This is a genomic window from Bacillus sp. EKM208B (genome assembly GCF_011800725.1).
Taxonomy (GTDB): domain Bacteria; phylum Bacillota; class Bacilli; order Bacillales; family Bacillaceae; genus Bacillus; species Bacillus velezensis.
Genome location: NZ_JAANHO010000006.1, coordinates 62,338 through 85,180 on the forward strand (window position 1 = coordinate 62,338; position 22,843 = coordinate 85,180).

Consider the following 22,843-nt stretch of genomic DNA (forward strand, 5'->3'; position numbering starts at 1 on the left):
GAATAGAGGGCGAAAAATGAATAAAGATGATACACTTTTACACCAAAAACGGAAGGCGCCATGGTTTTTATCGATCATTCCGGGAATTGGACAGATCGCGAATCAGCAGATATCAAAGGGGATCTTATTTCTGGTCATTACGAGTTTGTTTGCTGTTGAATTATGCGTTTTCGGTATTGAGGCGCTGACCGGATTGGTTACCTTGGGAAGTGTTCCCGGTGAAGATCACTCATTATTTATGCTGATTGAAGGCACGCTGCAATTGATCTTAACGTTGATTTTTCTCATGTTCTATATCTTTTCAGTTTATGATTTCCGTCATACCGCCGCTATGAAAGCGGCGGGTTTGAAGGTGAATACAGCGGCCAAGGATATCATCCGCCATGCGGGAGATAAAGGGTTTCCTTATTTATTTACACTGCCGGCATATCTCATGATGGTGTTTGTGATTATTTTTCCTGTTTTGGTGACTCTGTTTGTTGCCTTAACAAACTATGATTTTTATCATATACCGCCTAACAGTCTGATTGACTGGGTCGGCTTTAAAAATTTCTTGAATATCTTTTTTGTCGGTTCCTACCGGGAAACATTTGTGAATGTACTGGGCTGGACCATGATATGGACAATCTGTGCAACAACGCTGCAAATCATTTTGGGGATCGTAACGGCACTATTCGTGAATCAAGATTTTATTAAAGGCAGACGGATATTCCGAATGATTTTCTTATTTCCATGGGCTGTTCCGGCCTTTATCACAATTATGAGCTTTTCCAATATTTTTAATGACAGTATAGGGGCGATGAACACGCAGGTGATTCCATTAATTAACCACCTGCCGTTTGTGGAACTGCCGGCGATCGCGTGGAAGACTGATGCTTTCTGGACGAAGACCGCTCTGATTATGATTCAGACCTGGCTTGGCTTTCCTTATATTTATGTCATGGTAACGGGGGTCTTGCAGTCGATTCCGGGTGAATTGTATGAAGCCGCAAAGATTGACGGGGCTTCTTTTATGCAGCGTTTTCGCAATATTACATTACCGATGATTTTATTTGCGACGGCACCGGTGATGATTACACAGTACACATTTAACTTTAATAATTTTTCAATCATCTATTTGTTTAATGAAGGCGGTCCGGGAAGCGCGGGAGCCGGTGCCGGGTCGACCGATATTTTAATTTCCTGGATCTATAAACTGACAACCGGCACTTCTCCGCAATATGCTGTGGCAGCGGCCGTGACATTGTTAATTTCTTTCGTCGTCATTGGAATTTCACTGATTGCTTTTAAAAAGTCAAATGCTTTCGGCAATGAGGAGGTGATGTAGATGGGTTCCAGAACGGCCGGAATGCTTACGAAAATCTGCACCTATTTATTTTTGCTGGTTTTAAGCATTGTCATTTTATATCCGCTGCTGATTACGGCTTCCTCCGCTTTCCGTGCGGGAAATGTGACGGCTTTTCAGCTCGATTTCTCAGGTTCCTGGACTTTTGATCATTTTAAGCGGCTGTTTGAAGAGACGCTCTATCTTCATTGGTACAGCAATACGCTGGTTATCGCGCTGTCAGTCATGGTATTGCAGGTCACGATTGTAACGCTTGCCGGGTATACGTACAGCCGCTATCGGTTTGCGGGGCGAAAAAAGAGTCTTGTTTTCTTTTTAATCATTCAAATGGTGCCCACAATGGCAGCGCTGACTGCTTTTTATGTATTGGCCATGCTGATAGGCGCTCTTGATCAATACTGGTTTTTGACAGCGATCTATATCGGCGGCGGAATTCCGATGAACACGTGGCTGATGAAAGGTTATTTTGATACAGTTCCGAGAGAAATTGATGAGGCTGCGCGAATGGATGGAGCGGGGCATTTCAGGATATTTGCCTCCATTGTGCTGCCGCTTGTGAAGCCGATGCTTGCCGTTCAAGCGCTTTGGGCGTTTATGGCGCCGTTCGGGGACTATTTGCTGGCGAAGTTTTTGCTTCGCTCGCCGGAAAGGCTGACCATTGCAGTAGGGTTGCAGTCGTTCATTTCAAATCCGCAGCAGCAAAAAGTCGCCCTGTTTGCGGCGGGGGCTATACTTGCCGCACTGCCGATATGCATCTTGTTCTTTTTTCTCCAAAAGAACTTTGTATCCGGGCTGGCGGCGGGCGGAACAAAGGGGTAGTTCAATGAAGAATGTGCAAAATGAAAGCTTTATGATCCGCAGTCTTAAAGCGTCGGTGTCTCCGTCAGGTATTTGCCGTTACGGGAAAACATTCAGCTGGCTTCAGCTTTCCTTTCTCTTTATGTTTTTGACGTCCTGCCTTATGGCGCCGTTTACGATGTCGTTTTTGAAAATGGACCGCTTCAGCCTCAAATTGGTTATGCCTGCGGCGCTTTCTGCAGTGAATGATCGTTTTGCCGAACAATTAAACGGTATTCAAATCAGGAACGGAAAACTGACAGGCGGACAGCGTTTTGATCAAATTGAAGAGGGCAACCATCTGATGGCAGTCGATATGGAGCATGAATGGAAACCAAACGGTGAAAATGGGCGTTTGCGTGTAAAAGGATATGACAACGCGGTCATATTCCAGCCTGACCGGCTGATTATTACCGACCAAAACGGAATGGGGTTTTCAGTTCGCTATGGGAAAGCGGACGCCAGTCTTACGGACCCGGGCGTATATGAGACGGAGGCTCTTATCGGTCAATTGTGGCTGGCACAGTATAAGCCGATGATCATGATGCTGGGGTGCGCAGTGATTTTTTTGATCCAGCTATTTTTTACAGCTGTGCTTGCGGGAGGCATCTGGATGGCAAAATTATCAAAAATGATCGATATCGCGTCATGTAAGGAAGCAGCTTCTGCAGCGATATGCGCATCGGCTCTGCCTGCATTCGCGGCAGCTGCTATCGGGCTGATCCGCTTTGATTTGATTACTGTATTAATGGTTCATACATGCGGCGTCACGTTGATGATTGCTTTTTTATTCAGATATATGGCCAAAACCCGCCGTCATAATGAAAATGTTCATTCGGGAGGAAGACATGATAAATCAGCGGTTGTTTGAGATTGATGAATGGAAAATCAAAACCAATACATTTCAAAAAGAGTATATACGGCTGCAGGAAAGCCTGACTTCTCTTGCCAACGGCTATATGGGCATCAGGGGGAATTTCGAAGAGGGCTATTCAGGCGGCAGCCATCAAGGCACATATATTGCGGGCGTGTGGTTCCCTGACAAAACGCGGGTAGGCTGGTGGAAAAACGGGTATCCGGACTATTTCGGAAAAGTGATCAATGCGATGAATTTTATTGGTATAGATGTGTATGTTGACGGTGAAAAAGTCGATCTCTATCAAAACCGACTCGAATCATTTGAGTTAGAGCTTCATATGAAAGAAGGAATTCTGAGGAGGAGCGCTGTTGTCCGTATTCAGGATAAAACCGTGCGAATCAAATCAGAACGATTTCTCAGCCTGGCCGTAAAAGAGCTATGTGCGATTCATTATGAAGCGGAGTGTCTGACAGGGGACGCCGTTATTACGCTTGTCCCTTATCTTGATGGCAATGTTGTAAACGAAGATTCAAACTATCAAGAGCGGTTTTGGCAGGAAAAAGAGACAGGAGCGGATTACCGCCGCGGGCATATAACGGCAAAAACGCTCGACAATCCGTTCGGAACGCCGCGTTTCACTGTCTCAGCCTTAATGGAAAATTTGACAGAAGGCTATGTCAGTCAAAGCTTTCAAACTTCCGGCATGTATGCTGAAAATCGCTTCAGCTACCAAAACAAAGCTTCATTGAAGAAGTTTATTGTTGTCACGACTTCACGCGATGTTCAAGAAGCAGAGCTTACTTCGAAAGGGGAGGAGCTTTTGGCGGCTATTCTTAAGCAAGGTTATGAAGAAGCGAGACAGCAGCATATTGCCAAGTGGAAGGAAAGATGGGCAAAAGCGGATATAGAGATAAAGGGAGATAAGGAACTTCAGCAAGGCATCCGCTACAATATCTTTCAGTTATTCTCGACATACTACGGGGCAGATGCCCGTTTGAACATCGGACCGAAAGGATTTACAGGCGAAAAATACGGCGGTGCCGCCTATTGGGATACCGAGGCGTATGCCGTTCCGATGTATTTGGCGACAGCCGAGCCGGAAGTCACGAAAAACCTGCTTTTGTACCGCTATCATCATTTGGAGGCTGCCAAACGGAACGCCGCCAAGCTGGGGATGAAGGGGGCGCTTTATCCGATGGTGACGTTTACCGGAGATGAATGCCACAATGAGTGGGAGATTACGTTTGAAGAAATTCACCGCAACGGCGCGATTTGCTATGCGATCTGCAATTATGTCCAATATACAGGTGATCGCGCCTATATGGAGGAATATGGGATAGACGTTCTTGTGGCAGTCAGCAGATTCTGGGCCGGCCGCGTTCACTTTTCGAAACGAAAAAATAAGTATATGATCCACGGCGTCACAGGGCCGAATGAATATGAAAACAACGTTAACAACAATTGGTATACGAATGTCATTGCGGCTTGGACGTTGGATTATACTCTGCAAAGTCTCGAAAGGATCTCAGCGGAGAAACGCCGCCTTCTGGATGTGCAGGAAGAAGAATTGAAAGTCTGGAGAGAAATCATCCGGCACATGTACTATCCGTATAGTGAAGAACTGCAAATTTTCGTTCAGCATGACACATTTTTGGACAAAGACCTGCAATCAGTTGACGAATTAGATCCAGCTGAACGGCCTCTTTATCAAAATTGGTCATGGGACAAAATCCTCCGCTCCAGCTTTATTAAACAAGCCGATGTGCTGCAAGGCATTTATTTATTTCCTGACCGTTTCTCTATAGACGAAAAACGCCGCAACTATGAATTTTATGAACCGATGACGGTTCATGAATCAAGCTTATCGCCCTCCATTCACGCGGTGCTCGCTGCCGAATTGAGGATGGAAAAGAAGGCGCTTGAATTATATAAGCGTACAGCAAGGCTTGATCTCGACAATTACAATCGCGATACGGAGGAAGGTCTTCACATTACTTCAATGACGGGAAGCTGGCTGGCGATCGTCCAAGGGTTTGCCGGCATGCGTACTTTAAAAGGAACGCTCTCATTCACCCCATTTTTGCCGAATGAATGGGACGGTTACTCGTTCCATATCAATTATCGAAACCGCTTGATCAAGGTGACGGTCGAAGAAAGGCGCGCCATTTTTGAGCTTGTCAAAGGCGAACCGGTGTCCATCACAGTTTATGGAGAACCGATGGTGCTGAATGAACGATGTGAAAGGAGAATGCCTGATGAGTGAATGGTGGAAAGAAGCTGTCGTGTATCAAATTTACCCGCGCAGTTTTTATGATTCCAATGGAGATGGATTTGGGGATTTACAAGGCATTATCAAAAAGCTTGATTATATCAAAAGACTTGGCGCGGATGTGATCTGGCTGTCGCCCGTGTTTGATTCTCCGCAGGATGACAACGGTTATGACATCAGTGACTACAGAAACATGTACGAAAAATTCGGAACAAATGAAGATATGTTTCAGTTAATTGATGAAGTGCATCAGCGCGGAATGAAAATCATCATGGATCTGGTCGTGAACCACACGTCGGATGAACATGCCTGGTTTGCTGAAAGCCGCAAGTCGAAGGACAATCCTTACCGGGATTATTATTTTTGGAAAGACCCGAAATCGGACGGTTCTGAGCCGAATAATTGGGGATCGATTTTTTCAGGCTCGGCGTGGACGTTCGATGAAGGGACAGGACAGTATTATTTGCACTACTTTTCGAAAAAACAGCCTGATTTAAATTGGGAAAATGAAGCCGTTCGCCGGGAAGTGTATGATCTGATGAAGTTCTGGATGGATAAAGGCGTTGACGGCTGGCGGATGGATGTGATCGGCTCCATTTCCAAGCACACTGATTTTCCGGACTATGAAACAGATAACAGCCGCCCCCATATCGTCGGCCGTTATCACTCTAACGGCCCCCGCCTGCATGAATTTATTCAAGAGATGAACAGGGAAGTGCTTTCTCATTACGACTGCATGACAGTCGGAGAGGCAAACGGTTCTGATATTGAAGAGGCGAAAAAATATACGGATGCAGGCAGGCAAGAGCTGAATATGATCTTTACATTTGAACATATGGATATCGATACAGAACAAAACTCGCCAAATGGGAAATGGCAGATCAAGCCGTTTGATGTGATTGCTTTAAAACAAACAATGACAAGGTGGCAGACCGGGTTGATGAATAGCGGCTGGAATACCCTGTATTTTGAGAATCATGATCAGCCGAGAGTGATTTCCCGCTGGGGCAATGACGGTGAGCTGCGAAAACAATGTGCGAAAGCATTCGCAACGGTTCTCCACGGGATGAAAGGCACACCGTTTATTTACCAGGGAGAAGAAATCGGCATGGTCAACAGTGATATGCCGCTGGAGATGTATGACGATCTTGAAATAAAAAATGCATACCGTGAACTAGTCATCGAAAACAAAACGATGTCAGAAAAAGAGTTTGTCAAAGCCGTGATGATAAAAGGAAGGGATCACGCGAGGACGCCGATGCAATGGGATGCAGGAAAACATGCCGGATTCACAGCCGGAGACCCTTGGTTAGCGGTCAATTCCCGCTATCAAGAAATCAATGTGAAAGAATCCTTGGAAGATCAAGATTCAATTTTCTATTACTATCAGAAGCTCATTCAATTACGAAAGCAATATAAGATCATGGTATACGGAGATTATCAGCTGCTGCTGGAAGATGATCCGCAAATCTATTGTTATATCCGTAAATATCAAGGGAAAAAGCTTCTCGTCGTTGTGAATTTATCGGAAGAAAAGGCCCGGTTCGAAGCGCCTCCGGAACTGATTCATGAGCGCTGGAAAGTGCTTATTTCCAACTATCCGGAGGAGCGGGCTGACTTGAAGCGTATCAGCCTCAAACCATATGAAGCTGTGATGGGCATCAGCATATGAAAGCGGTTATTTTTGATTTAGACGGAGTGATAACAGATACTGCGGAATATCATTTTCTTGCTTGGAAGCACATCGCAGAACAAATTGATATTCCCTTTGACAGGAATGTGAATGAAGGCCTGAAAGGAATCAGCCGGGAAGAGTCACTGGAAAGCATACTGATCTTTGGCGGAGCGGAAAAAAGGTTTACACATGCGGAGAAACAAGAACTGCTGCATCAAAAAAACCAATATTATCAAACGTTGATCAGCAGATTGACGCCGGAAGATCTCTTGCCGGGAATCGGCAGGCTTCTTTGTGAATTAAAAAATGAACATATAAAAATCGGGTTAGCATCTTCAAGCCGCAATGCCCGCGCGATCTTAAAACGTTTGGCGATTATCGATGATTTTCAAGCCATTGTTGACCCGGCGGCTCTTGCGAAGGGGAAGCCTGATCCCGAAATCTTTTTAACAGCTGCAGCGCTGCTCGGTGTTTCCACGGCTGATTGCGCGGCAATAGAAGATGCTGAAGCAGGAATATCTGCAATTAAATCTGCCGGGATGTTCGCGGTCGGTGTCGGGCGTGAACAGTCGATGCTTGGTGCTGATCTGGTTGTGAGGCAAACCGGTGAATTGTCGTTTGAGCTGTTGAAGGAAGAATGGAAGCAGTATAGGGGAAAGGTTTTAAAAAGCATCAGAGAGTGAAAAAAACCTGCAAGAGACATCATCTCTTGCAGGTTTTTTGGGCATTACTTCTGGTCTTCTGTATTGCGTGTCAGCACTTTATCGATTAAGCCGTATTCTAAGGCTTCATCAGCTGATTTGAAGTTGTCGCGGTCTGTATCGCGCTCAATGACTTCAAGCGGCTGGCCGGTACGTTCAGCAAGCACTTTGTTTAATTTGTCGCGAAGCAAGAGAATGCGTTTTGCCGCGATTTCAATTTCTGTCGCCTGTCCTTGCGCTCCGCCAAGCGGCTGGTGAATCATAACTTCACTGTTAGGAAGCGCGTAACGTTTGCCTTTTTCTCCGGCTGCAAGTAAAAATGCTCCCATAGAAGCGGCCATACCGATGCAGATCGTGGATACTTTCGGTTTAATGAACTGCATTGTATCATAGATTGCCATACCGGCAGTGATTGATCCGCCAGGGCTGTTAATGTAAATGGAAATATCTTTTTCAGGGTCTTCCGCTTCAAGGAATAAAAGCTGTGACACGATGGAGTTCGCAACGTTGTCATCAATCGCAGATCCAAGCATGATAATACGGTCCTTCAAAAGACGGGAGTAAATGTCATAAGCTCTTTCTCCGCGGTTCGTTTGTTCAATGACTGTAGGTATTAAATTCATAATGCTCCTCCTTCACCTTTTAGGTAAGTATGTATTTACATGATACATTTTTGGTCAATAAAGGTCAAACAAAACGCTGACCAAAATGCCAACCTTTTCTTCTAACACCATTTTTCCCATAAAACAAAAAGTTCAAACAGCAAAGTGGAAATGAGGATGATCAGCACCGGCGCTTGAGAAAATGATATGGCCGGAGCGCTCAAAATAGACCGCAATCGCGTCGCTACGTACGGCTGAAGGGTCTGACTACGTTGTCCGCCCTTCCAAAAGCCGTACCGGCAAATACGTTTCCAGCGGCAAATCATCAAATTCGCCTTCAATTTCTTTTGCTAAAATCTCGATGGCTGTTTTGGAAATCAATTCAATCGGCTGCTGGATGGTTGCCAAGTCCGGCAGAACCGATTGAACGGTTTCAGTGCCGTCATAACCGATCACTTTTAATTGATTCGGGATGTCTATTCCCCGTTTTTTGGCCTCAGTCATCACGGCAGCCGCCATGATATCATCGCTGGCAAAAATTCCGTCGGTGTCAGGCTGTTCATCGAATAATGTTGAAATAATGTCATGGTAATGCTGATAAAAGGGTACTTCATATGTAATAGGCTTCCGTCCGTGTTCGTGCATGACGTCTTCGTATGCTTTTCTTCTGAGGTTTGCCGGTGTCTCGAGTTCAATCGGGCCGTTGATATGGACGATGTGCCGGCACCCTTTTTCAATCAGCAGTTCTGCCGCCTTTTTTCCGCCGTCATAGTTGTCTGAGCCGACGACGGGAATCGTGTCCGATAAGTAATGATCAATGGCGACAATCGGCAGATTCTGCTTGTGATCATTGAGAATTCCCCGGTTGTAAGTCACGGCGATCACGCCGTCCACTTGGTTTCTTATCAGCATCTCCAAATATTTTTCTTCCTTATCCTTTCGATGTAAACTGTTGCAAAGCAGCAGTTTGTAGCCCATGGACGTACAAATGCTTTCAATATGAAAGGCGAGTTCGCCGAAAAACGGGTTGCTGGAGTTTGGGATGATAAGCCCTATTAAATTGGTTCGTTTTCGGAATAAAGAGCGGGCCAGATCGTTTGGAAAGTAATTGATTTCTTCCATCGCCTTGTACACTTTTTCTTTTGTTTTTTCGCTGATATAGCCGCGGTTATTTAATACCCGCGAAACGGTTGTAGATGAAACTCCCGCTATTTTCGCAACATCATGAATGTTAGGCTTCATTCCCGTGCCCTCCTGCTTACTGAAATGGCTTACAATTTCCGTCACGCACTTATTTTAGAGAATCAGGCTGACATGTGCAAGGACATTCCATGTTTCTGTTTTCATACAAAGAGGGTGCGTTTTGTTTGATTGAAATAATCAGAAAATTGTATGTCAACCGATTGACATATGAAACCGGTTGACATACAATTCTCTTTGAAAGCGCTTTATTTATAGAGTGAGGGGAAGTGACGGGTATGGAGAGATGGCTGGCGGCAATGAAGTGAAAGAATCAAGCAGCGATGTAAAGTAAGCGCTTACTCGGAGCTCGCATGTATGTGATGAAAATGAAGAAGGAAGTATGCGGCTCTAAAACGGCTATTAAAAGGCCCTATTAAAGGAGCGGTGCAAATGAAAAGCTCAAAAAGTCTGTATTGGAAACTGAGTGCTTATTTCTTCTTTTTCTTTTTTACTTGGTCTTCCAGCTATTCTTTATTTGCGATTTGGTTAGGGCAGGAAATCAATTTAAACGGATCAGCGACAGGCATTATCTTTTCTGTAAACGCCGTATTTGCCCTGTGCATGCAGCCTCTTTACGGTTTTATCTCTGACAAATTGGGGCTGAAGAAAAAGATATTGTTTATGATCAGCTGTCTTCTCATATTCACGGGTCCGTTTTATATCTTCGTCTATGGGCCGCTTTTACAATACAACGTCTTTCTTGGCGCCGTTGTCGGAGGCTTATATTTGGGAGCCGCTTTTTTGGCGGGGATAGGCGCGATTGAAACGTACATTGAAAAGGTCAGCCGTAAATATGATTTCGAGTATGGAAAATCTAGAATGTGGGGCTCGCTGGGCTGGGCGGCGGCTGCATTTTTTGCAGGTCAGCTTTTCAATATCAATCCCAATATCAACTTCTGGATCGCGTCTGTTTCAGCCGTCATATTAACGGCCATCATCATGTCTGTAAAAATTGAAATGACCGATCATGAGAAAAACAGAGCGGATTCGGTCCGGTTAAAAGATGTGGGGCGGCTCTTTTTACTAAGAGATTTCTGGTTTTTTATGATGTACATTATCGGGGTGACTTGCATTTACGGCGTATATGATCAGCAGTTCCCGATCTACTATGCGTCTTTGTTTCCTTCAGTGTCGACGGGTAACCAAGTATTCGGCTACCTTAATTCATTCCAAGTGTTTTTGGAGGCCGGCATGATGTTTCTTGCGCCTTTTATCGTCAATAAGTTCGGGGCGAAAAACAGTTTGATTTTAGCGGGGTTTTTAATGGCTTTCCGCATCGTCGGGTCGGGAATTGCAGTTGAACCTGTAGGCATTTCATCAATGAAACTTATCCACGCACTGGAACTGCCGATTATGCTGATCGCCGTTTTTAAATATTTGGCTGCCAATTTTGATACGCGTCTGTCGTCCGTCCTTTATCTCGTCGGTTTTCAATTCGCATCTCAGGCAGGCGCGTCGATTCTGTCGCCGCTTGCGGGAGGATTATATGACAGTGCGGGGTTCCGTCAAACCTATCTCATCATGGGAATCGTCGTCTTCGGTTTTACCGTCATCTCCATATTTACTTTATTGGGCCCGAAACAAAACAGCAGGCGTGTCCAGCGTCTGCAAAAAATCGGATAGAGAGGATGTTACAAATGGATAGAATTCAGCAGGCGGAAGAAGCTTTGAAGGAAGCCGAGGGTAAAGTGAAACAAAGATATCGATTGGGGTACCATATTATGCCCCGGGCGAATTGGATCAATGATCCGAACGGGCTTATTCAGTTTAAAGGAGAATACCACGTCTTTTTTCAGCATCATCCGTATGATGAGCATTGGGGGCCGATGCATTGGGGACATGTAAAAAGTAAAGATCTCATTCATTGGGAGCACCTGCCGGTTGCCTTAGCTCCGGGGGATGAATTCGACCAAAGCGGCTGTTTTTCGGGAAGCGCGGTCGATGATCATGGAAGACTTGCCCTCATCTATACAGGACATAATATAATTGATCAAGAGAAAGACCTATTCTATCAAACTCAAAATATCGCTGTCAGCCAAGATGGAACCGTGTTTGAAAAGCTTCAGGAAAACCCTGTTATTGCGGAACCGCCGGAAGACAGCGCCCGTCATTTCCGCGATCCGAAAGTATGGAAGCATCGCGATGTTTGGTATATGGTCATCGGCAACTCCTCAAAAGAAAACGTCGGACGGGTCGTTTTATACCGTTCACCTGATTTGCGTGATTGGGAATACGCGGGGGTTCTCGCCCAAAGTGACGGTAATCTCGGCTATATGTGGGAATGTCCTGATTTCTTTGAATTAGGCGGCAAACATGTCCTGCTGATTTCGCCCCAGGGGATCGAGGCGGACGGTGATTCCTATCAAAATTTACATCAAACCGGTTATTTAATCGGTGACTATCATGATGAAACAAACAAATTTACACACGGCGCTTTTAAAGAACTGGATCACGGCCATGACTTTTACGCCGTGCAAACATTATTAGATGATAAAGGACGCAGAATTGCCATCGGCTGGATGGATATGTGGGAATCTGAGATGCCGACAAAAGCGGACGGATGGTGCGGTGCACTGACTTTGCCGCGAGAACTGACTATGCGTGATGATCATAAACTTTTGATGAATCCCGTGGAAGAAACCAAGCAGCTGCGGAAAATGGAATATCGGGAATGTGCCGGACGATCGGTTTCAGGGAGTTACTTGGCAAAGACGTCCGAAGACCTGCTTGAAGTCCGAGTCGTGTTTGATATAAACGATTCTGATGCCGAAACGGCAGGTTTTAAGATTCGCGGCCTTGACGAAGAAGAACTTGTGCTGACATACAATCTGACGGATAAAAAGCTGACACTTGATTGCACCAAGATGGGGAAAGCGAAAGACGGTGTGAGAAGGGTGCAGACGGATACAAACGGCAAGCTGGCGCTGCGTATCTTTATTGACAGATCCTCGATTGAAGTATTCGCCAATCATGGAGAAACAACGATGACAAGCCGTATCTATCCGAATGAAGGCAGATTGGGGATTGAGCTGTTTTCTGAGAAAGGCGCCGTAAAGGTTGAGGAATTCACCTATTGGACGTTAAAGGACATTTGGAAAAAAAGCTGAAACGTGCTTTTTCTGAAGTGGCTGGAAATGTACCGATCCGGGGGCAGTCCGCCTGAAATGGTTTTTTTGTGAAAATCAATGCCGTTATACGATGCAGGATTATGCTGCATGAGGAAGCTGCATAATCCTGTTGTTGCATTATCAAAAAAGAGTTGCTTTCTGTGCGTTTCTTTATTATAATATAAAGGTATCTGATTGAAAAAACGTGCGCTCGTAGCTCAGTTGGATAGAGCGGTGGTTTCCGGTACCACGTCTGTCGGGGGTTCGAATCCCTCCGAGCGCGTCTCAGTTAAGACGATAGGAAAAACCTCGCAGATGTTAAATCTGTGAGGTTTTTTATTTTATCTTGTTTTGAAACTGTTAACGAATGTGTCTCTGTTATGTTCGGTTCCGGCAATCAGCCGCGCACTTTCACTGATCCGCTGCGCGAGAGCTTTTTGCGCCTTGCCTTCAAAGCTGTTCAATAGTGCTGAATACACTTCATATAATTCATCTTTCAACGTATCCATTTCGAATGTCGGTTTCAGCGTTCGGCGCACTGTCTCCAATTTTGTCCCCGCTGCCTGCGTCATCCCTGTTTTCAGCATCTGCCGCTGCAGCATTTTCTTCATTGGATCGTCCTTGTGTTCTAAAAGTTCGTCTAATGTCGGCATTATGTATCCACCTCTATCATCTTAACCAGTTTGCGAGCATCTGGTCTTTTTTCTGAAATTCGTCTGCTATTTTATGTAAGAATCCGCCGATCTCTTCAAGGTCTGTGATCGCTGCCTGCAAAGAATCAATAAACGCCTGCTCAGCCTGAGTGTCATAAAAAATCGGGCCTTTATCGTAAGATAGCGCAATATCTTCAATGGTATTGGTCACGTCCTGTGCTTGAAGCTGATCATACAAGCCGTGTCCGACTTGACCGTAGAATTCCGTTTTCAGTTCGGCAATTTTTTCATCGTGCTCCTGATAGGCGTTTTGCGCTTCTTTTTTCATCGTCCGCAAATCCTCAGTCATAGCCTGCACCTTTTCAGCCAGCTTCTTTGCGTTTGTCGGCGTTACTTTTATCGCGTCGCCGCTTCCGATCGCGCCGGCCGGCAGAAGAGCGCCGAGGTTTTTGTCAAAGACTAATTCATCTCCGTTCGGATTTGCGATAGTTCCGTTTCTGTCGAACACGAAATTTGCTTCGTTTAAGCCGTGTGTATCCGGATTTCTCAGAATGACGGTAGTGAAGAAATAAGCGAGATTTTTTCCGATCTGCTCGCTCAATTTCCCATCAAGCCGCTGCTTTCGGCTGAACTGTGAGAGAGAGGGGTTTTTCGTGTAAATCGTTGTCCCGTTGTGGCGGTCATATTCGTTCCAATAACCTGCCCCGACCATGTCGTCCGGATTGATAATTGACCGGATGTAAGGATCATATATGCCGCTGTTGATCTCTTTCTGTGTTTCTTCATCGTGCAGCTTCACGACGGAAGGACTGTTAAACGCGACGGCATACACATCATTATTCACCGCGCTGTATTCGGCCTCAGCGCCGCCGAGTGAATGGCCGGTTGTTGAAATAATCGTTGACGTTCCGGCATACTTTTTCTTTACGCTGCGTACCAGCTGATCGGCTTGATCAATTTGCGATGTTTTCGTCATCAGCTTATACTTTCCGGTTGTGAGCATGGCGTCTTGAGAAGGTGTGCCGTTATATTTTCCGAGTGTTTTAGACGTATCCTTCGCGTCCTTTTCAACGATATAATGAGCTTCTTTTTTGGGGTCGCTTCCAAAAACAATGTTCCCGCCGTCCGCTTTTACGCCGTCATTGATCGGGTCTTTTGCGATATCGGTTCCCGCAAAGGCGACGACCACGTTTTCGGGGCTTTTTGATTTTATCCATTTTCTGTTATTCTTCACTGCTTGTACTAATACAACCGCATCAAGTCCTGTATTATCGTCTGATTTTATTTGATCGACGTACCAGTAAGTAGGTTTTGAAATGGAAGAATTAATACGTATATAATCGTTCTTCTCTAATTTCCGTTTAAGATAGTCATAGTTATAAGCACGTTGACTCATCCTGTAATATGTTTCATCTGTCAGGTTTGAAGTCCTGATTTTCTTGCTCAAGATATACAGCACCTTTCTTGTCATGTAAAATAGGGTAGGGAAAGGGATGATTTTTTTTGAAAAAATACCTTATTATTGTTCTAGTGTTAATTATAACCGTTGGAGGGTTGGTTATGAAGCATCAATATGATGTGAAAAAGGAAGAAAATGCTCTTTTCGAAAAAGCCAAAAGTAAAATGACCGAGTACTTGCGTAGTGAGTACAAGGGTATAGAGAAAATTTCTTATGATGATTATTTTATTGATCCAACCGGCGGAATTACAGTTGAAGGATATCTAAACGGCGATAAAACTAAAGAATTTGACGGCTTATATGATCCCGTAGGAGACAAAATAGGGAGCTCCTCTGTGGATGCGGAAGAAAAATCTTAACACGCCTAAATGCTCCGGATGTCACCGGCCATTTTTTTCCAGTCCGCGAGCTTCATCATAACTCATGGAAAGGATGATTCTGTGAAAAAAAACATTATTATCTTGATAGTTATTTTTATAGCAGCCGTAGGTTTTATAATGAAGAGTATGAATGATAAAAATGTTTAGGCTGAAGAGATAAAGATTGTGCAAGAACGAATGGAGAAATTTATCAAAGCGAATTATGAAGGCATACATAACGTTACATTTAAAGATAAATACGAAATAGATCCAATGGGCGGGATAGAGGTATTTGGCTATTACAACGGTGATACATCGAATAAATTCGATGGTATGTATGATAAGGCAAATGACAAGATCATGGGGCACTCAATAGACGCTGTAAGAAAGAAAGAATGCAGAGATAGAGATTGCGATTACTAAGAAGACGCTCGTCTGGCGTTTTTTGATATGAGCATACAGCAAATGAAAAAGACAAGGATTTCGGCATGTGCCGCCCTTGTCTTTTTTTATTGAACACTGTAAAACATAACCGGAAACAGCTCATTATTTGACAGTCCATTTTAACAGCGTTACAATTAAATGTGTAAATAGTTACATGTTTAAGTAAACATAATAACTCGGGAGGTGATACGTCTTGAAGGAACCTTCTTTAAAAAAAGTGATGTCTCTGCAGATTGAAGTGGATGAACCGATCGTTGCGGGGCAGACTGGATTAGGGAAAAGGCAGTTGATTCCGATACGGGGCGGAACGGTCAGCGGCGCCGTAAAGGGACGTGTGCTTCCGGGCGGGGCAGATGCCCAGATCATCCGTCCGAACGGCCGGGTCGATCTTTCTGCCAGATATGCGCTGGAGACGGAGGAGCATGAAGTCATCTATGTAGAGAACAACGGCATCCGCCAAGTCAGTGAACCGTTCCGCCAACAGGCTGCAGAGGGGCGCATCATTGATCCCGAGCACGTGTATTTCCGCACTGTGCCTGTGTTTGAAACAAGCAGTGAGGCATATCAGCATCTGCAGGACCGGCTGTTTATCGGGGCTGCGGTCAGATTGCCGGATGACATTCGGTTAGATATTTATGAAGTTCAATAATAATATGGAGAGTGAGTCAACATGGAAAACTTTATCGGAAGCCATATGATTTACACGTATGAAAACGGATGGGAGTATGAAATCTATATTAAAAATGATCATACGATCGACTATCGGATTCATAGCGGAATGGTAGGCGGCCGCTGGGTGCGCGATCAGGAAGTGAATATCGTCAAGCTGACAGAAGGCGTATACAAAGTGTCATGGACTGAACCGACAGGCACAGACGTTTCCTTAAACTTTATGCCGAATGAAAAACGGATGCACGGAATTATTTTCTTCCCGAAATGGGTGCATGAGCATCCGGAAATCACGGTGTGCTACCAAAATGATTACATTGACGTGATGAAAGAGTCACGTGAGAAATATGAAACATACCCGAAATATGTCGTTCCCGAGTTTGCGGATATTACGTATCTCAACAATGCGGGAATCAATAACGAAACATTGATTTCAGAAGCGCCGTACGAAGGAATGACCGATGATATTCGCGCAGGAAAATTAAAATAAGAGAAAAAACCCGGCAGCTTGTCCGGGTTTTTTTGTATCCTTTTACGAGAGGGTTTTGGTCATGATAAAGTCGACTTGTTTATCATCCCCCATATAAAAAGAGTGTTCTCCGGTTTGGACAAACCCCATTTTTTGATAAAAGGCGATTGCATTTTCGTTTTTTTCCCATACGCCCAGCCAGATGTTCTTTTTATTGTGTGCTGTTGCAATTTTCACAGCTTCATTCAGCAGATATTTGCCGAGTCCGTGTTTCTGGTGGTTTTTTCTTATATAAATTCTCTCAATCTCAAGAGAATCTTCCCCCATTTTTTCTGACTGTGCTTCGTTCATGTTGACTTTTATATACCCCGCAAGGTCATCATGATAATAAACAAAATAGAATTGAGAAGACAGATTGGATAATTCCTTTTTCAGCTGTTCAGAGCGGAATGCATTTTCCAAATAAGCTTTCATATTTTCAGGTGAATTTTGATCCTTAAATGTATCATTGAATGTTTCAATGCTTATCTCCCGGAGCTCTGTAATATCGTTAAGGCTGCACTTTTTTAATTGAATACTCATGGTCATACAGCTCCTTTCTTCATTTATCATATCAGCTGATTTTTTGTTGTATTTGCAATGAAAATACCGTATAGTAAACATACCGTAATTTTGTTGTATTTGCAACATAAAATAAGAAAATGAGGACGATAAAGTGAAATATGTTTTTTATGTTTTAGGAATCATGATCTTGACCTTTGGTGTTTCTGTCACGATTCAATCAGATCTTGGAACGTCGCCTTTTGATGCGCTTATTGTGGGATTGTCCGTCCATGCAGGGCTTACCGTGGGAAGCTGGGAAATCATCATCGCTTTCCTGTTAATTTGCTGTAATTCAATGTTAAAAAGGCAAAGTCCGGAATTTTCAGGGATGATTACGGCGTTTATAACGGGAATCGGGATTGATATGTGGCTTTTTTTTCTGCATCGAGTCATAACGCCTGAACTATGGTACGGAAAAGCGGGCTGTTTTGCAATCGGTTTAGTTGTGATAGGGATAGGAACCGCAACTTATCTGCACACGAATTTCGCCCCGATCCCGGTTGATCGGTTAACGCTAATTGTCCGCGATTTAACCGGGAGAAGCATCTTTTTTTCAAGAACGGTCATTTACTTCATATTTTTCATACTGGCCGTGATGCTAAAAGGTCCGGTAGGCATCGGAACGTTATTAACCGTTTGTTTAGGAGGGATCATCCTTCATTTCTTTATGCCGATTACCGGAAGATGGATAGACGGCATATTAACAGCATCTCCAAAGCAGGAAGAAACGAAAACCCGGTAGCAGGGGTTTTTATCCGGTTCTATCATTTTTTATTTCATCCGCATGTTCAAGGTATAATAAAAAAGGGGGAGGGATTGTTATGAGCGGTCAAAGAAAGCTCGTTTTTTACGGAGCTGTCAGCGCAGATGGCTATCTTGCGCGGGAAAATCATTCTTTAGATTGGTTAATCGGAACTGAAGGTGAAGACGGCACCGATTATGAAGCTTTCTATGAATCTGTCGATACGATCATCATGGGCAGAAAAACATACGAGGACATATTGGTTTTAATGCCTGAGGAATTTCCGTACAAAGGTAAAGAATGCTATGTGTTTTCGCGGACATTGACCGGGCGTACTGAACATGTGCGGTTTATTCATGAAGAGCCTGCCGATTTTATAAAAGCATTGAAACGCCGAGAAGGCAAGCGGATTTGGATTGTCGGCGGGAGTAATCTGCTGCACCCGGTTTTGGAGGAAAAACTTGTCGATGAGTTTATCATTCAGATCGCCCCCGTTCTGCTCGGCCGCGGAATTTCTTTGTTCAAACCCGGAGACCGGGAGACAGGGCTGAAGCTGACTGATGTCAGGCGCTATAAGCAATTTGCGGAGTTGCATTATGAAGTGAGATGAAATGAAGTGTATGAAAGAAACCCAGTAAAGGTTACCGGGTTTCTTTTTCATGTTTGTTTTTATGTTTTGAAATGGTGTGGGCCGGCCCGCATGAAAACCCTGCAACCATGATAACAACCCCTATCCACCTCACAGCATAGAAATCAGTGTCGCGCAGGAAGATAAATGAAACTAAGGTCATAAGCGCCCCAATTATAACGGCAGCTGTGCCGATAATACTTGATTTCTCCATATAAAAACTCCTTTATGAATGTTTGTTTAACTTATTGGGTTAGAATATAACATATCAGGGGTAATGTGGAAACGGATATTCTGCGATGTCTGAAGTAAGATGAAAACGAAACGCCAAGGGAGCCGGCTCCCTTGGCGTTTTTTATGCTTGAAACAGGATGCGGCGTTTTGCTGCATCGGGATCACTTTCGACAGCGGTATCCGTGTTGAAAAGCAAAGTTTCGCGTGAATCGGTTTCATATTCAGGCCAATTGAAGTGAGAGGTGTTCGGGTTTCCGGTTTTTGCAAAAGCGAGCCATGCGGATTGGATTTGTTTGGAAAGCTGTTCTGCGTCGTCACCGAGCGGTTCTTGCAGCGTCTTTCTCAAAGAATCAAAGTTTCCGAACACAAACGGCAATTCCAGAGCGTGAACGGCTTTATGAAACGGCGGTGTTTCGCCATGCCAATCAAAGCGGTACATCCAGACCGGTGCATGCTGGGACTGTCCTTGTGCGAAAGCGACAGCCGGCCGCCAGAAAATCAGATCCGTCATCATATCGATTTGTCCCTTTAATGAATGCGGATATAAATCTGCCGCTTGCTCGGTGCAGTTTTCTCCGAGGTGATAATGCAAATAATCTTGCTGCTTTTTCTCGGAATGAATATCTGTATCAGGGGTGAAAAACAAATATGCTTCATCACGATTGGTTCCGATAATCATAGGTATGCCTTCTGCGGCCCCGTCTGCTATGGCTTTCACCGGTTCCGCAGGCAATGTGGCCGGATCGATGGCGGGCTGAAACAAAAGCTGGAAAATGTTTTGATCTAGTGAGCGCCGCACTTTATCCGCAGTCTTAAGCAGGTCATTAACGGAAAGCTCCTGCAATTGATCAGTGCCGGCTTCATGAATAAATGCCGCCGCGATGTCTTTTGCCATGTCCGCCGGGATCGTATGAGAGGCGCCGCTTTCTAAAATGGCTTTATGAAACAGGCCTTTTGCGTCAGGCATTGCCATAAGGGAGGCGATGCTCATGCCGCCTGCCGATTCACCAAATATCGTGACGTTATCCGGGTCTCCTCCGAATTCGGAGATATTGTCCTTCACCCAGCGCAGCGCGGCGATCTGATCGAGCAGCCCGATATTGGAGGAATACGCGTCATGAATAGAAGACAAATGTAAAAAGCCTAACGGTCCGAGCCTGTAATTGAGTGTCACTACAATGACATCTCCGTCAGCGGCAAGGGCAGATCCGTCGTAAAGCGGTTCGCTTCCGGCACCTAAATAAAATGCCCCGCCGTGTATCCATACCATGACAGGCTTTTTTTCGCCCTCTGAATCGGGGGCGAAAACATTGAGGTAAAGGCAATCTTCAGATTGAGCCGGTATATCTCCGGAAAACGATATGGACAGCATATCATCCGGCTGCGGACAAATCGGCCCGAACGAGTCGGCATGTTTTACGCCGTCCCAAGGTGCGGGCGGCTCCGGCGCTTTAAATCTGAGCTCTCCGACGGGCGGCTTCGCGTACGGTATGCCCTTCCATGTGCGGACGCCGCGGCCGGCAGTTCCTTTCAGTGCGCCGCAGCGGGTTTGAACGGTAAGTTTTGTCATCATTTCATCCCCTTTTTTCTTTTCATTATAAACAGAGATGAAGACATGAAGCGAATAAAAGCCTTTTCATCAGCATATCATTAGTAACGCTTCCGTTCTAAAAATGATCTGACTTCCTGAACGGACAAGCCGAGTTCTTTGGCTTCCTGCATCAGCGCTTTCCATTCCTCAATGTTGGATTCAGTCAGTTTTCTGTTGCGGTAGGGTGCGGGCTCCGGGCGTTTTTCAGTCAGTTTGTTCGTAAAGGTGAACAGTTCTTCTTTCGGCATGCCTGACTGCACGGCCTGCACAAGGTGGATGCGCCACTCATCTTCCGTGTCTCCCATGTGATGCAGCATCGTTTCGGCATCAAAAAGCTCCGTCAGATCGACCTGCAGGGTGGCGGATACTTTTTTCAGAAATTGGATGGACGGATTTGAGTGAACCCCCCGTTCTATCTTGCTTAAATAAGATTTAGAGACACCTGCTTCAACTGCTAGCTGATTAATAGAGTAGCCTTTTCTTCTGCGGTATAAACGAATTATTCTTCCAATCATTGTGCTGAATTCTCCCCTGTATACTGGCATTTTTTTGTTCATTATAAGAAATTTTTCGTTCTTTATAAAATTTAAAATTATAAGGTAAGTGCAGTAAATAAGAGGAAAATCATGATAATGTTCTCTAAAAAGAACTAAATGGCTTAATTTGAAATTTTCAAATTTCGACCTTTTCTTTTATAATCCAATCATTAACAGAAGGGGGCGTTTAAGCCTGATGCAATAAGGATGAGGCTGTAATTACATGAATGAGAATATGAGTTTTAAAGAATTATTTGACATTATTAAACACAGATTTTTACTGATTTTTATCATGACAGCAGTTGTAACGCTGGTGACGGGATACATCCAATTCCGGGTGATTTCGCCCGTTTATCAGTCATCGACCCAAGTGCTCATTCATGAAACAAGCGGTGAAAAAAATTCGAATCTCAGCGACGTTCAGCTGAATCTTCATTACAACAATACGTTTCAAACGATAATGAAAAGCCCGGTAGTGCTTGAGAAAGTGAAACAGACGCTGCATCTTTCTGAGACGGCATCCGCTTTAAAAGCAAAGATCACGACAAGCAGCGAAACCGATTCAGAGATCATTACTGTAGCGGTGCAGGACGAGAACCCGAAACAGGCCGCCGCTATAGCGAACACGCTGATGAAGACATTTAAAAAAGAAGTCCGTGACAGGATGAATATAAAAGGCGTCATTGTTTTGTCTGAGGCAAAAGCATCGGAAAGCCCGATGGTCAAGCCTTCGCGCATCCGGAATATCATGATGGCGTTCGGTGCGGCTCTCATGGCGGGTGTGACGCTTGCGTTTTTTCTCCATTTTCTTGATGAAACCGTTAAAAGCGAGCGGCAGCTCAGCGAAAAAACAGACTTGCCTGTTTTAGGGGTTGTGTATGACATCAAAAATCAGCAGACACGGTCTGATGAAAAATATTTCGGGGAGTGAGGCGTTTGGGATTCAGAAAAAAGAAATCAAGAAGGGGACTGGCTCAAATATCCGTTTTACATCACAAATCATTGGTGGCTGAACAATACCGCACCATTCGGACAAATATTGAGTTCTCCTCTGTTCAGACCCATTTGCGCTCTATTCTCGTCACTTCTTCCGTTCCGGGAGAAGGAAAATCATTCAGCGCCGCCAACCTTGCCGCGGTATTTGCGCAGCAGGAAAAAAAGGTGCTGCTCGTCGATGCGGATTTACGAAAACCGACGATACACGAGACCTATCAGCTTGAAAATGTACAAGGCCTTACGAATGTGTTAGTCGGAAACGCTTCCCTCGGCGAAACGGTGCAAAAAACGCTGATTGATAACCTTTACGTCATAACGAGCGGGCCGACGCCGCCGAATCCGGCTGAGCTTTTATCTTCAAAGGCGATGGGAGAGCTGATTCAGGAGATGTACAGCCGGTACAGTCTGGTTATTTTCGATTCACCTCCGCTTTTGGCGGTGGCGGACGGACAGATTTTAGCGAACCAGACAGATGGAAGCGTTCTCGTCGTCTTGAGCGGAAAAACGAAAATGGATACCGTCCAAAAGGCGAGAGACGCGCTCCAGCAGTCAAAGGCAAAGCTTTTGGGGGCGCTGCTGAATAAAAAGAAAATCAAAAAAACGGAGCACTACTCGTATTGAGCGGTGCAGGTGATGTCTCCTTACCTTTATCAACGGAGGCACTCGGCTCTGCTGTGGGCGGCGTTTTTCGCTGCCTTAGATGCTGGTCGTCGGTGGCGGGGTGTGAGGACGGGTTAAATGCCCAATTTATCTTAAGATGATGCATTGTTATCGGCTTAGCTGTTATGTCTGTTTTTTTACGAAAACCGTATCAGCTAAACCG

At 44.8% G+C, this 22,843-nt stretch carries 24 protein-coding genes and 1 tRNA gene; 17 read left to right on the forward strand and 8 right to left on the reverse strand.

Annotation, left to right across the window (positions count from 1 at the left end; translation table 11 throughout):
• The first annotated feature begins 16 nt into the window (after window positions 1–16).
• Genes G9F75_RS12235 through pgmB form a run of 6 tightly spaced genes read left to right on the forward strand, consistent with a single transcriptional unit; the run spans window position 17 to window position 7,668 of the window.
• Window positions 17–1,327, forward strand: coding sequence for a carbohydrate ABC transporter permease (locus tag G9F75_RS12235; protein ID WP_021495247.1), 1,311 nt, complete (start codon window positions 17–19; stop codon window positions 1,325–1,327).
• Window positions 1,328–2,164, forward strand: a complete 837-nt coding sequence (locus tag G9F75_RS12240; protein ID WP_025649322.1) for a sugar ABC transporter permease — start codon at window positions 1,328–1,330, stop codon at window positions 2,162–2,164.
• Window positions 2,165–2,168: 4 nt separating this feature from the next.
• On the forward strand, window positions 2,169–3,053 hold the full coding sequence (locus G9F75_RS12245) for a DUF1189 family protein (protein WP_053285125.1): 885 nt from the start codon (window positions 2,169–2,171) through the stop codon (window positions 3,051–3,053).
• The gene (locus tag G9F75_RS12250) at window positions 3,031–5,304 is read left to right on the forward strand and encodes a glycoside hydrolase family 65 protein (RefSeq protein ID WP_025649320.1); all 2,274 of its coding nucleotides are present in this window, start codon (window positions 3,031–3,033) and stop codon (window positions 5,302–5,304) included. Before G9F75_RS12245 ends, G9F75_RS12250 begins: the two co-directional genes overlap by 23 nt.
• Complete coding sequence (locus tag G9F75_RS12255; protein ID WP_160216596.1) at window positions 5,297–6,982, forward strand: glycoside hydrolase family 13 protein; 1,686 nt, start codon at window positions 5,297–5,299, stop codon at window positions 6,980–6,982. Before G9F75_RS12250 ends, G9F75_RS12255 begins: the two co-directional genes overlap by 8 nt.
• Complete coding sequence (gene pgmB / locus G9F75_RS12260; RefSeq protein ID WP_022553835.1) at window positions 6,979–7,668, forward strand: beta-phosphoglucomutase; 690 nt, start codon at window positions 6,979–6,981, stop codon at window positions 7,666–7,668. Before G9F75_RS12255 ends, pgmB begins: the two co-directional genes overlap by 4 nt.
• A gap of 44 nt (window positions 7,669–7,712) precedes the next feature.
• On the opposite strand, the gene clpP is transcribed toward pgmB, so the two are convergent.
• Entirely contained in the window at window positions 7,713–8,309 is a 597-nt protein-coding gene (gene clpP, locus G9F75_RS12265) for an ATP-dependent Clp endopeptidase proteolytic subunit ClpP (protein ID WP_003151513.1), read from the reverse strand.
• 246 nt (window positions 8,310–8,555) lie between these two features.
• Window positions 8,556–9,530 (reverse strand): LacI family DNA-binding transcriptional regulator, encoded by a 975-nt coding sequence (locus G9F75_RS12270; RefSeq protein WP_015418285.1) that lies wholly within the window; start codon window positions 9,528–9,530, stop codon window positions 8,556–8,558.
• 390 nt (window positions 9,531–9,920) lie between these two features.
• Between G9F75_RS12270 and G9F75_RS12275 the strand changes: the two genes are divergently transcribed.
• From G9F75_RS12275 to G9F75_RS12285, 3 genes are all read left to right on the forward strand, one after another.
• A complete protein-coding gene (locus G9F75_RS12275) occupies window positions 9,921–11,153 on the forward strand; it encodes an MFS transporter (protein ID WP_007613980.1) in 1,233 nt (410 codons plus the stop codon).
• Window positions 11,154–11,167: 14 nt separating this feature from the next.
• The gene (locus G9F75_RS12280) at window positions 11,168–12,637 is read left to right on the forward strand and encodes a glycoside hydrolase family 32 protein (protein WP_167409123.1); all 1,470 of its coding nucleotides are present in this window, start codon (window positions 11,168–11,170) and stop codon (window positions 12,635–12,637) included.
• A gap of 207 nt (window positions 12,638–12,844) precedes the next feature.
• A tRNA-Arg gene (locus G9F75_RS12285) sits at window positions 12,845–12,920 on the forward strand.
• A gap of 58 nt (window positions 12,921–12,978) precedes the next feature.
• Here the strand turns inward: G9F75_RS12285 and G9F75_RS12290 are convergent.
• Together G9F75_RS12290 and G9F75_RS12295 are read right to left on the reverse strand one after the other, a co-directional pair.
• Window positions 12,979–13,290, reverse strand: a complete 312-nt coding sequence (locus tag G9F75_RS12290; protein WP_007407407.1) for a hypothetical protein — start codon at window positions 13,288–13,290, stop codon at window positions 12,979–12,981.
• Window positions 13,291–13,306: 16 nt separating this feature from the next.
• Window positions 13,307–14,737 carry a lipase gene (locus tag G9F75_RS12295; protein ID WP_395940724.1) on the reverse strand — a complete coding sequence of 477 codons (1,431 nt, stop codon included), beginning with the start codon at window positions 14,735–14,737 and terminating at the stop codon, window positions 13,307–13,309.
• A gap of 56 nt (window positions 14,738–14,793) precedes the next feature.
• On the opposite strand from G9F75_RS12295, the gene G9F75_RS12300 reads away from it, so the two are divergent.
• The 4 genes from G9F75_RS12300 to G9F75_RS12315 all read left to right on the forward strand — a co-directional run bounded on the left by G9F75_RS12300 (window position 14,794) and on the right by G9F75_RS12315 (window position 16,711).
• The gene (locus G9F75_RS12300; protein WP_021495239.1) at window positions 14,794–15,108 is read left to right on the forward strand and encodes a DUF1433 domain-containing protein; all 315 of its coding nucleotides are present in this window, start codon (window positions 14,794–14,796) and stop codon (window positions 15,106–15,108) included.
• 177 nt (window positions 15,109–15,285) lie between these two features.
• Window positions 15,286–15,531, forward strand: coding sequence for a DUF1433 domain-containing protein (locus G9F75_RS12305; protein WP_311689479.1), 246 nt, complete (start codon window positions 15,286–15,288; stop codon window positions 15,529–15,531).
• Window positions 15,532–15,745: 214 nt separating this feature from the next.
• Window positions 15,746–16,201: a DUF3237 domain-containing protein gene (locus tag G9F75_RS12310; RefSeq protein WP_014418941.1), complete on the forward strand. Its 456-nt coding sequence runs from the start codon at window positions 15,746–15,748 to the stop codon at window positions 16,199–16,201.
• A gap of 21 nt (window positions 16,202–16,222) precedes the next feature.
• Complete coding sequence (locus G9F75_RS12315; protein WP_014305882.1) at window positions 16,223–16,711, forward strand: phenolic acid decarboxylase; 489 nt, start codon at window positions 16,223–16,225, stop codon at window positions 16,709–16,711.
• A 42-nt stretch (window positions 16,712–16,753) separates the two neighbouring features.
• Here the strand turns inward: G9F75_RS12315 and paiA are convergent, their stop codons facing one another.
• On the reverse strand, window positions 16,754–17,272 hold the full coding sequence (paiA, locus tag G9F75_RS12320) for a spermidine/spermine N(1)-acetyltransferase (protein WP_021495236.1): 519 nt from the start codon (window positions 17,270–17,272) through the stop codon (window positions 16,754–16,756).
• 133 nt (window positions 17,273–17,405) lie between these two features.
• Between paiA and G9F75_RS12325 the strand changes: the two genes are divergently transcribed.
• Together G9F75_RS12325 and G9F75_RS12330 are read left to right on the forward strand one after the other, a co-directional pair.
• A complete protein-coding gene (locus G9F75_RS12325; RefSeq protein ID WP_167409124.1) occupies window positions 17,406–18,035 on the forward strand; it encodes a YczE/YyaS/YitT family protein in 630 nt (209 codons plus the stop codon).
• Between the two features lie 79 nt (window positions 18,036–18,114).
• Window positions 18,115–18,645: a dihydrofolate reductase family protein gene (locus tag G9F75_RS12330; protein ID WP_167409125.1), complete on the forward strand. Its 531-nt coding sequence runs from the start codon at window positions 18,115–18,117 to the stop codon at window positions 18,643–18,645.
• A 31-nt stretch (window positions 18,646–18,676) separates the two neighbouring features.
• On the opposite strand, the gene G9F75_RS12335 is transcribed toward G9F75_RS12330, so the two are convergent.
• The 3 genes from G9F75_RS12335 to slrR form a co-directional block, all read right to left on the reverse strand.
• The gene (locus tag G9F75_RS12335) at window positions 18,677–18,877 is read right to left on the reverse strand and encodes a hypothetical protein (protein WP_014418938.1); all 201 of its coding nucleotides are present in this window, start codon (window positions 18,875–18,877) and stop codon (window positions 18,677–18,679) included.
• A gap of 141 nt (window positions 18,878–19,018) precedes the next feature.
• On the reverse strand, window positions 19,019–20,467 hold the full coding sequence (locus G9F75_RS12340; protein WP_094296312.1) for a carboxylesterase/lipase family protein: 1,449 nt from the start codon (window positions 20,465–20,467) through the stop codon (window positions 19,019–19,021).
• 80 nt (window positions 20,468–20,547) lie between these two features.
• A complete protein-coding gene (gene slrR, locus G9F75_RS12345) occupies window positions 20,548–21,003 on the reverse strand; it encodes an HTH-type transcriptional regulator SlrR (protein WP_007407395.1) in 456 nt (151 codons plus the stop codon).
• Window positions 21,004–21,247: 244 nt separating this feature from the next.
• Between slrR and G9F75_RS12350 the strand changes: the two genes are divergently transcribed.
• Entirely contained in the window at window positions 21,248–21,955 is a 708-nt protein-coding gene (locus G9F75_RS12350; protein ID WP_021495234.1) for a YveK family protein, read from the forward strand.
• A gap of 5 nt (window positions 21,956–21,960) precedes the next feature.
• Window positions 21,961–22,641 carry a protein tyrosine kinase EpsB gene (gene epsB / locus G9F75_RS12355; protein ID WP_029973548.1) on the forward strand — a complete coding sequence of 227 codons (681 nt, stop codon included), beginning with the start codon at window positions 21,961–21,963 and terminating at the stop codon, window positions 22,639–22,641.
• The last annotated feature ends 202 nt before the right edge of the window (window positions 22,642–22,843 follow it).

Bases quoted from the DNA above. Each gene is read 5' to 3' on its own strand.
- G9F75_RS12235 (WP_021495247.1), top strand. From the start codon at position 17: ATGAATAAAGATGATACACTTTTACACCAAAAACGGAAGGCGCCATGG.
- G9F75_RS12240 (WP_025649322.1), top strand. From the start codon at position 1,328: ATGGGTTCCAGAACGGCCGGAATGCTTACGAAAATCTGCACCTATTTA.
- G9F75_RS12245 (WP_053285125.1), top strand. From the start codon at position 2,169: ATGAAGAATGTGCAAAATGAAAGCTTTATGATCCGCAGTCTTAAAGCG.
- G9F75_RS12250 (WP_025649320.1), top strand. From the start codon at position 3,031: ATGATAAATCAGCGGTTGTTTGAGATTGATGAATGGAAAATCAAAACC.
- G9F75_RS12255 (WP_160216596.1), top strand. From the start codon at position 5,297: ATGAGTGAATGGTGGAAAGAAGCTGTCGTGTATCAAATTTACCCGCGC.
- pgmB (WP_022553835.1), top strand. From the start codon at position 6,979: ATGAAAGCGGTTATTTTTGATTTAGACGGAGTGATAACAGATACTGCG.
- clpP (WP_003151513.1), bottom strand. From the start codon at position 8,309: ATGAATTTAATACCTACAGTCATTGAACAAACGAACCGCGGAGAAAGA.
- G9F75_RS12270 (WP_015418285.1), bottom strand. From the start codon at position 9,530: ATGAAGCCTAACATTCATGATGTTGCGAAAATAGCGGGAGTTTCATCT.
- G9F75_RS12275 (WP_007613980.1), top strand. From the start codon at position 9,921: ATGAAAAGCTCAAAAAGTCTGTATTGGAAACTGAGTGCTTATTTCTTC.
- G9F75_RS12280 (WP_167409123.1), top strand. From the start codon at position 11,168: ATGGATAGAATTCAGCAGGCGGAAGAAGCTTTGAAGGAAGCCGAGGGT.
- G9F75_RS12290 (WP_007407407.1), bottom strand. From the start codon at position 13,290: ATGCCGACATTAGACGAACTTTTAGAACACAAGGACGATCCAATGAAG.
- G9F75_RS12315 (WP_014305882.1), top strand. From the start codon at position 16,223: ATGGAAAACTTTATCGGAAGCCATATGATTTACACGTATGAAAACGGA.
- paiA (WP_021495236.1), bottom strand. From the start codon at position 17,272: ATGAGTATTCAATTAAAAAAGTGCAGCCTTAACGATATTACAGAGCTC.
- G9F75_RS12330 (WP_167409125.1), top strand. From the start codon at position 18,115: ATGAGCGGTCAAAGAAAGCTCGTTTTTTACGGAGCTGTCAGCGCAGAT.
- G9F75_RS12335 (WP_014418938.1), bottom strand. From the start codon at position 18,877: ATGGAGAAATCAAGTATTATCGGCACAGCTGCCGTTATAATTGGGGCG.
- G9F75_RS12340 (WP_094296312.1), bottom strand. From the start codon at position 20,467: ATGACAAAACTTACCGTTCAAACCCGCTGCGGCGCACTGAAAGGAACT.
- slrR (WP_007407395.1), bottom strand. From the start codon at position 21,003: ATGATTGGAAGAATAATTCGTTTATACCGCAGAAGAAAAGGCTACTCT.
- G9F75_RS12350 (WP_021495234.1), top strand. From the start codon at position 21,248: ATGAATGAGAATATGAGTTTTAAAGAATTATTTGACATTATTAAACAC.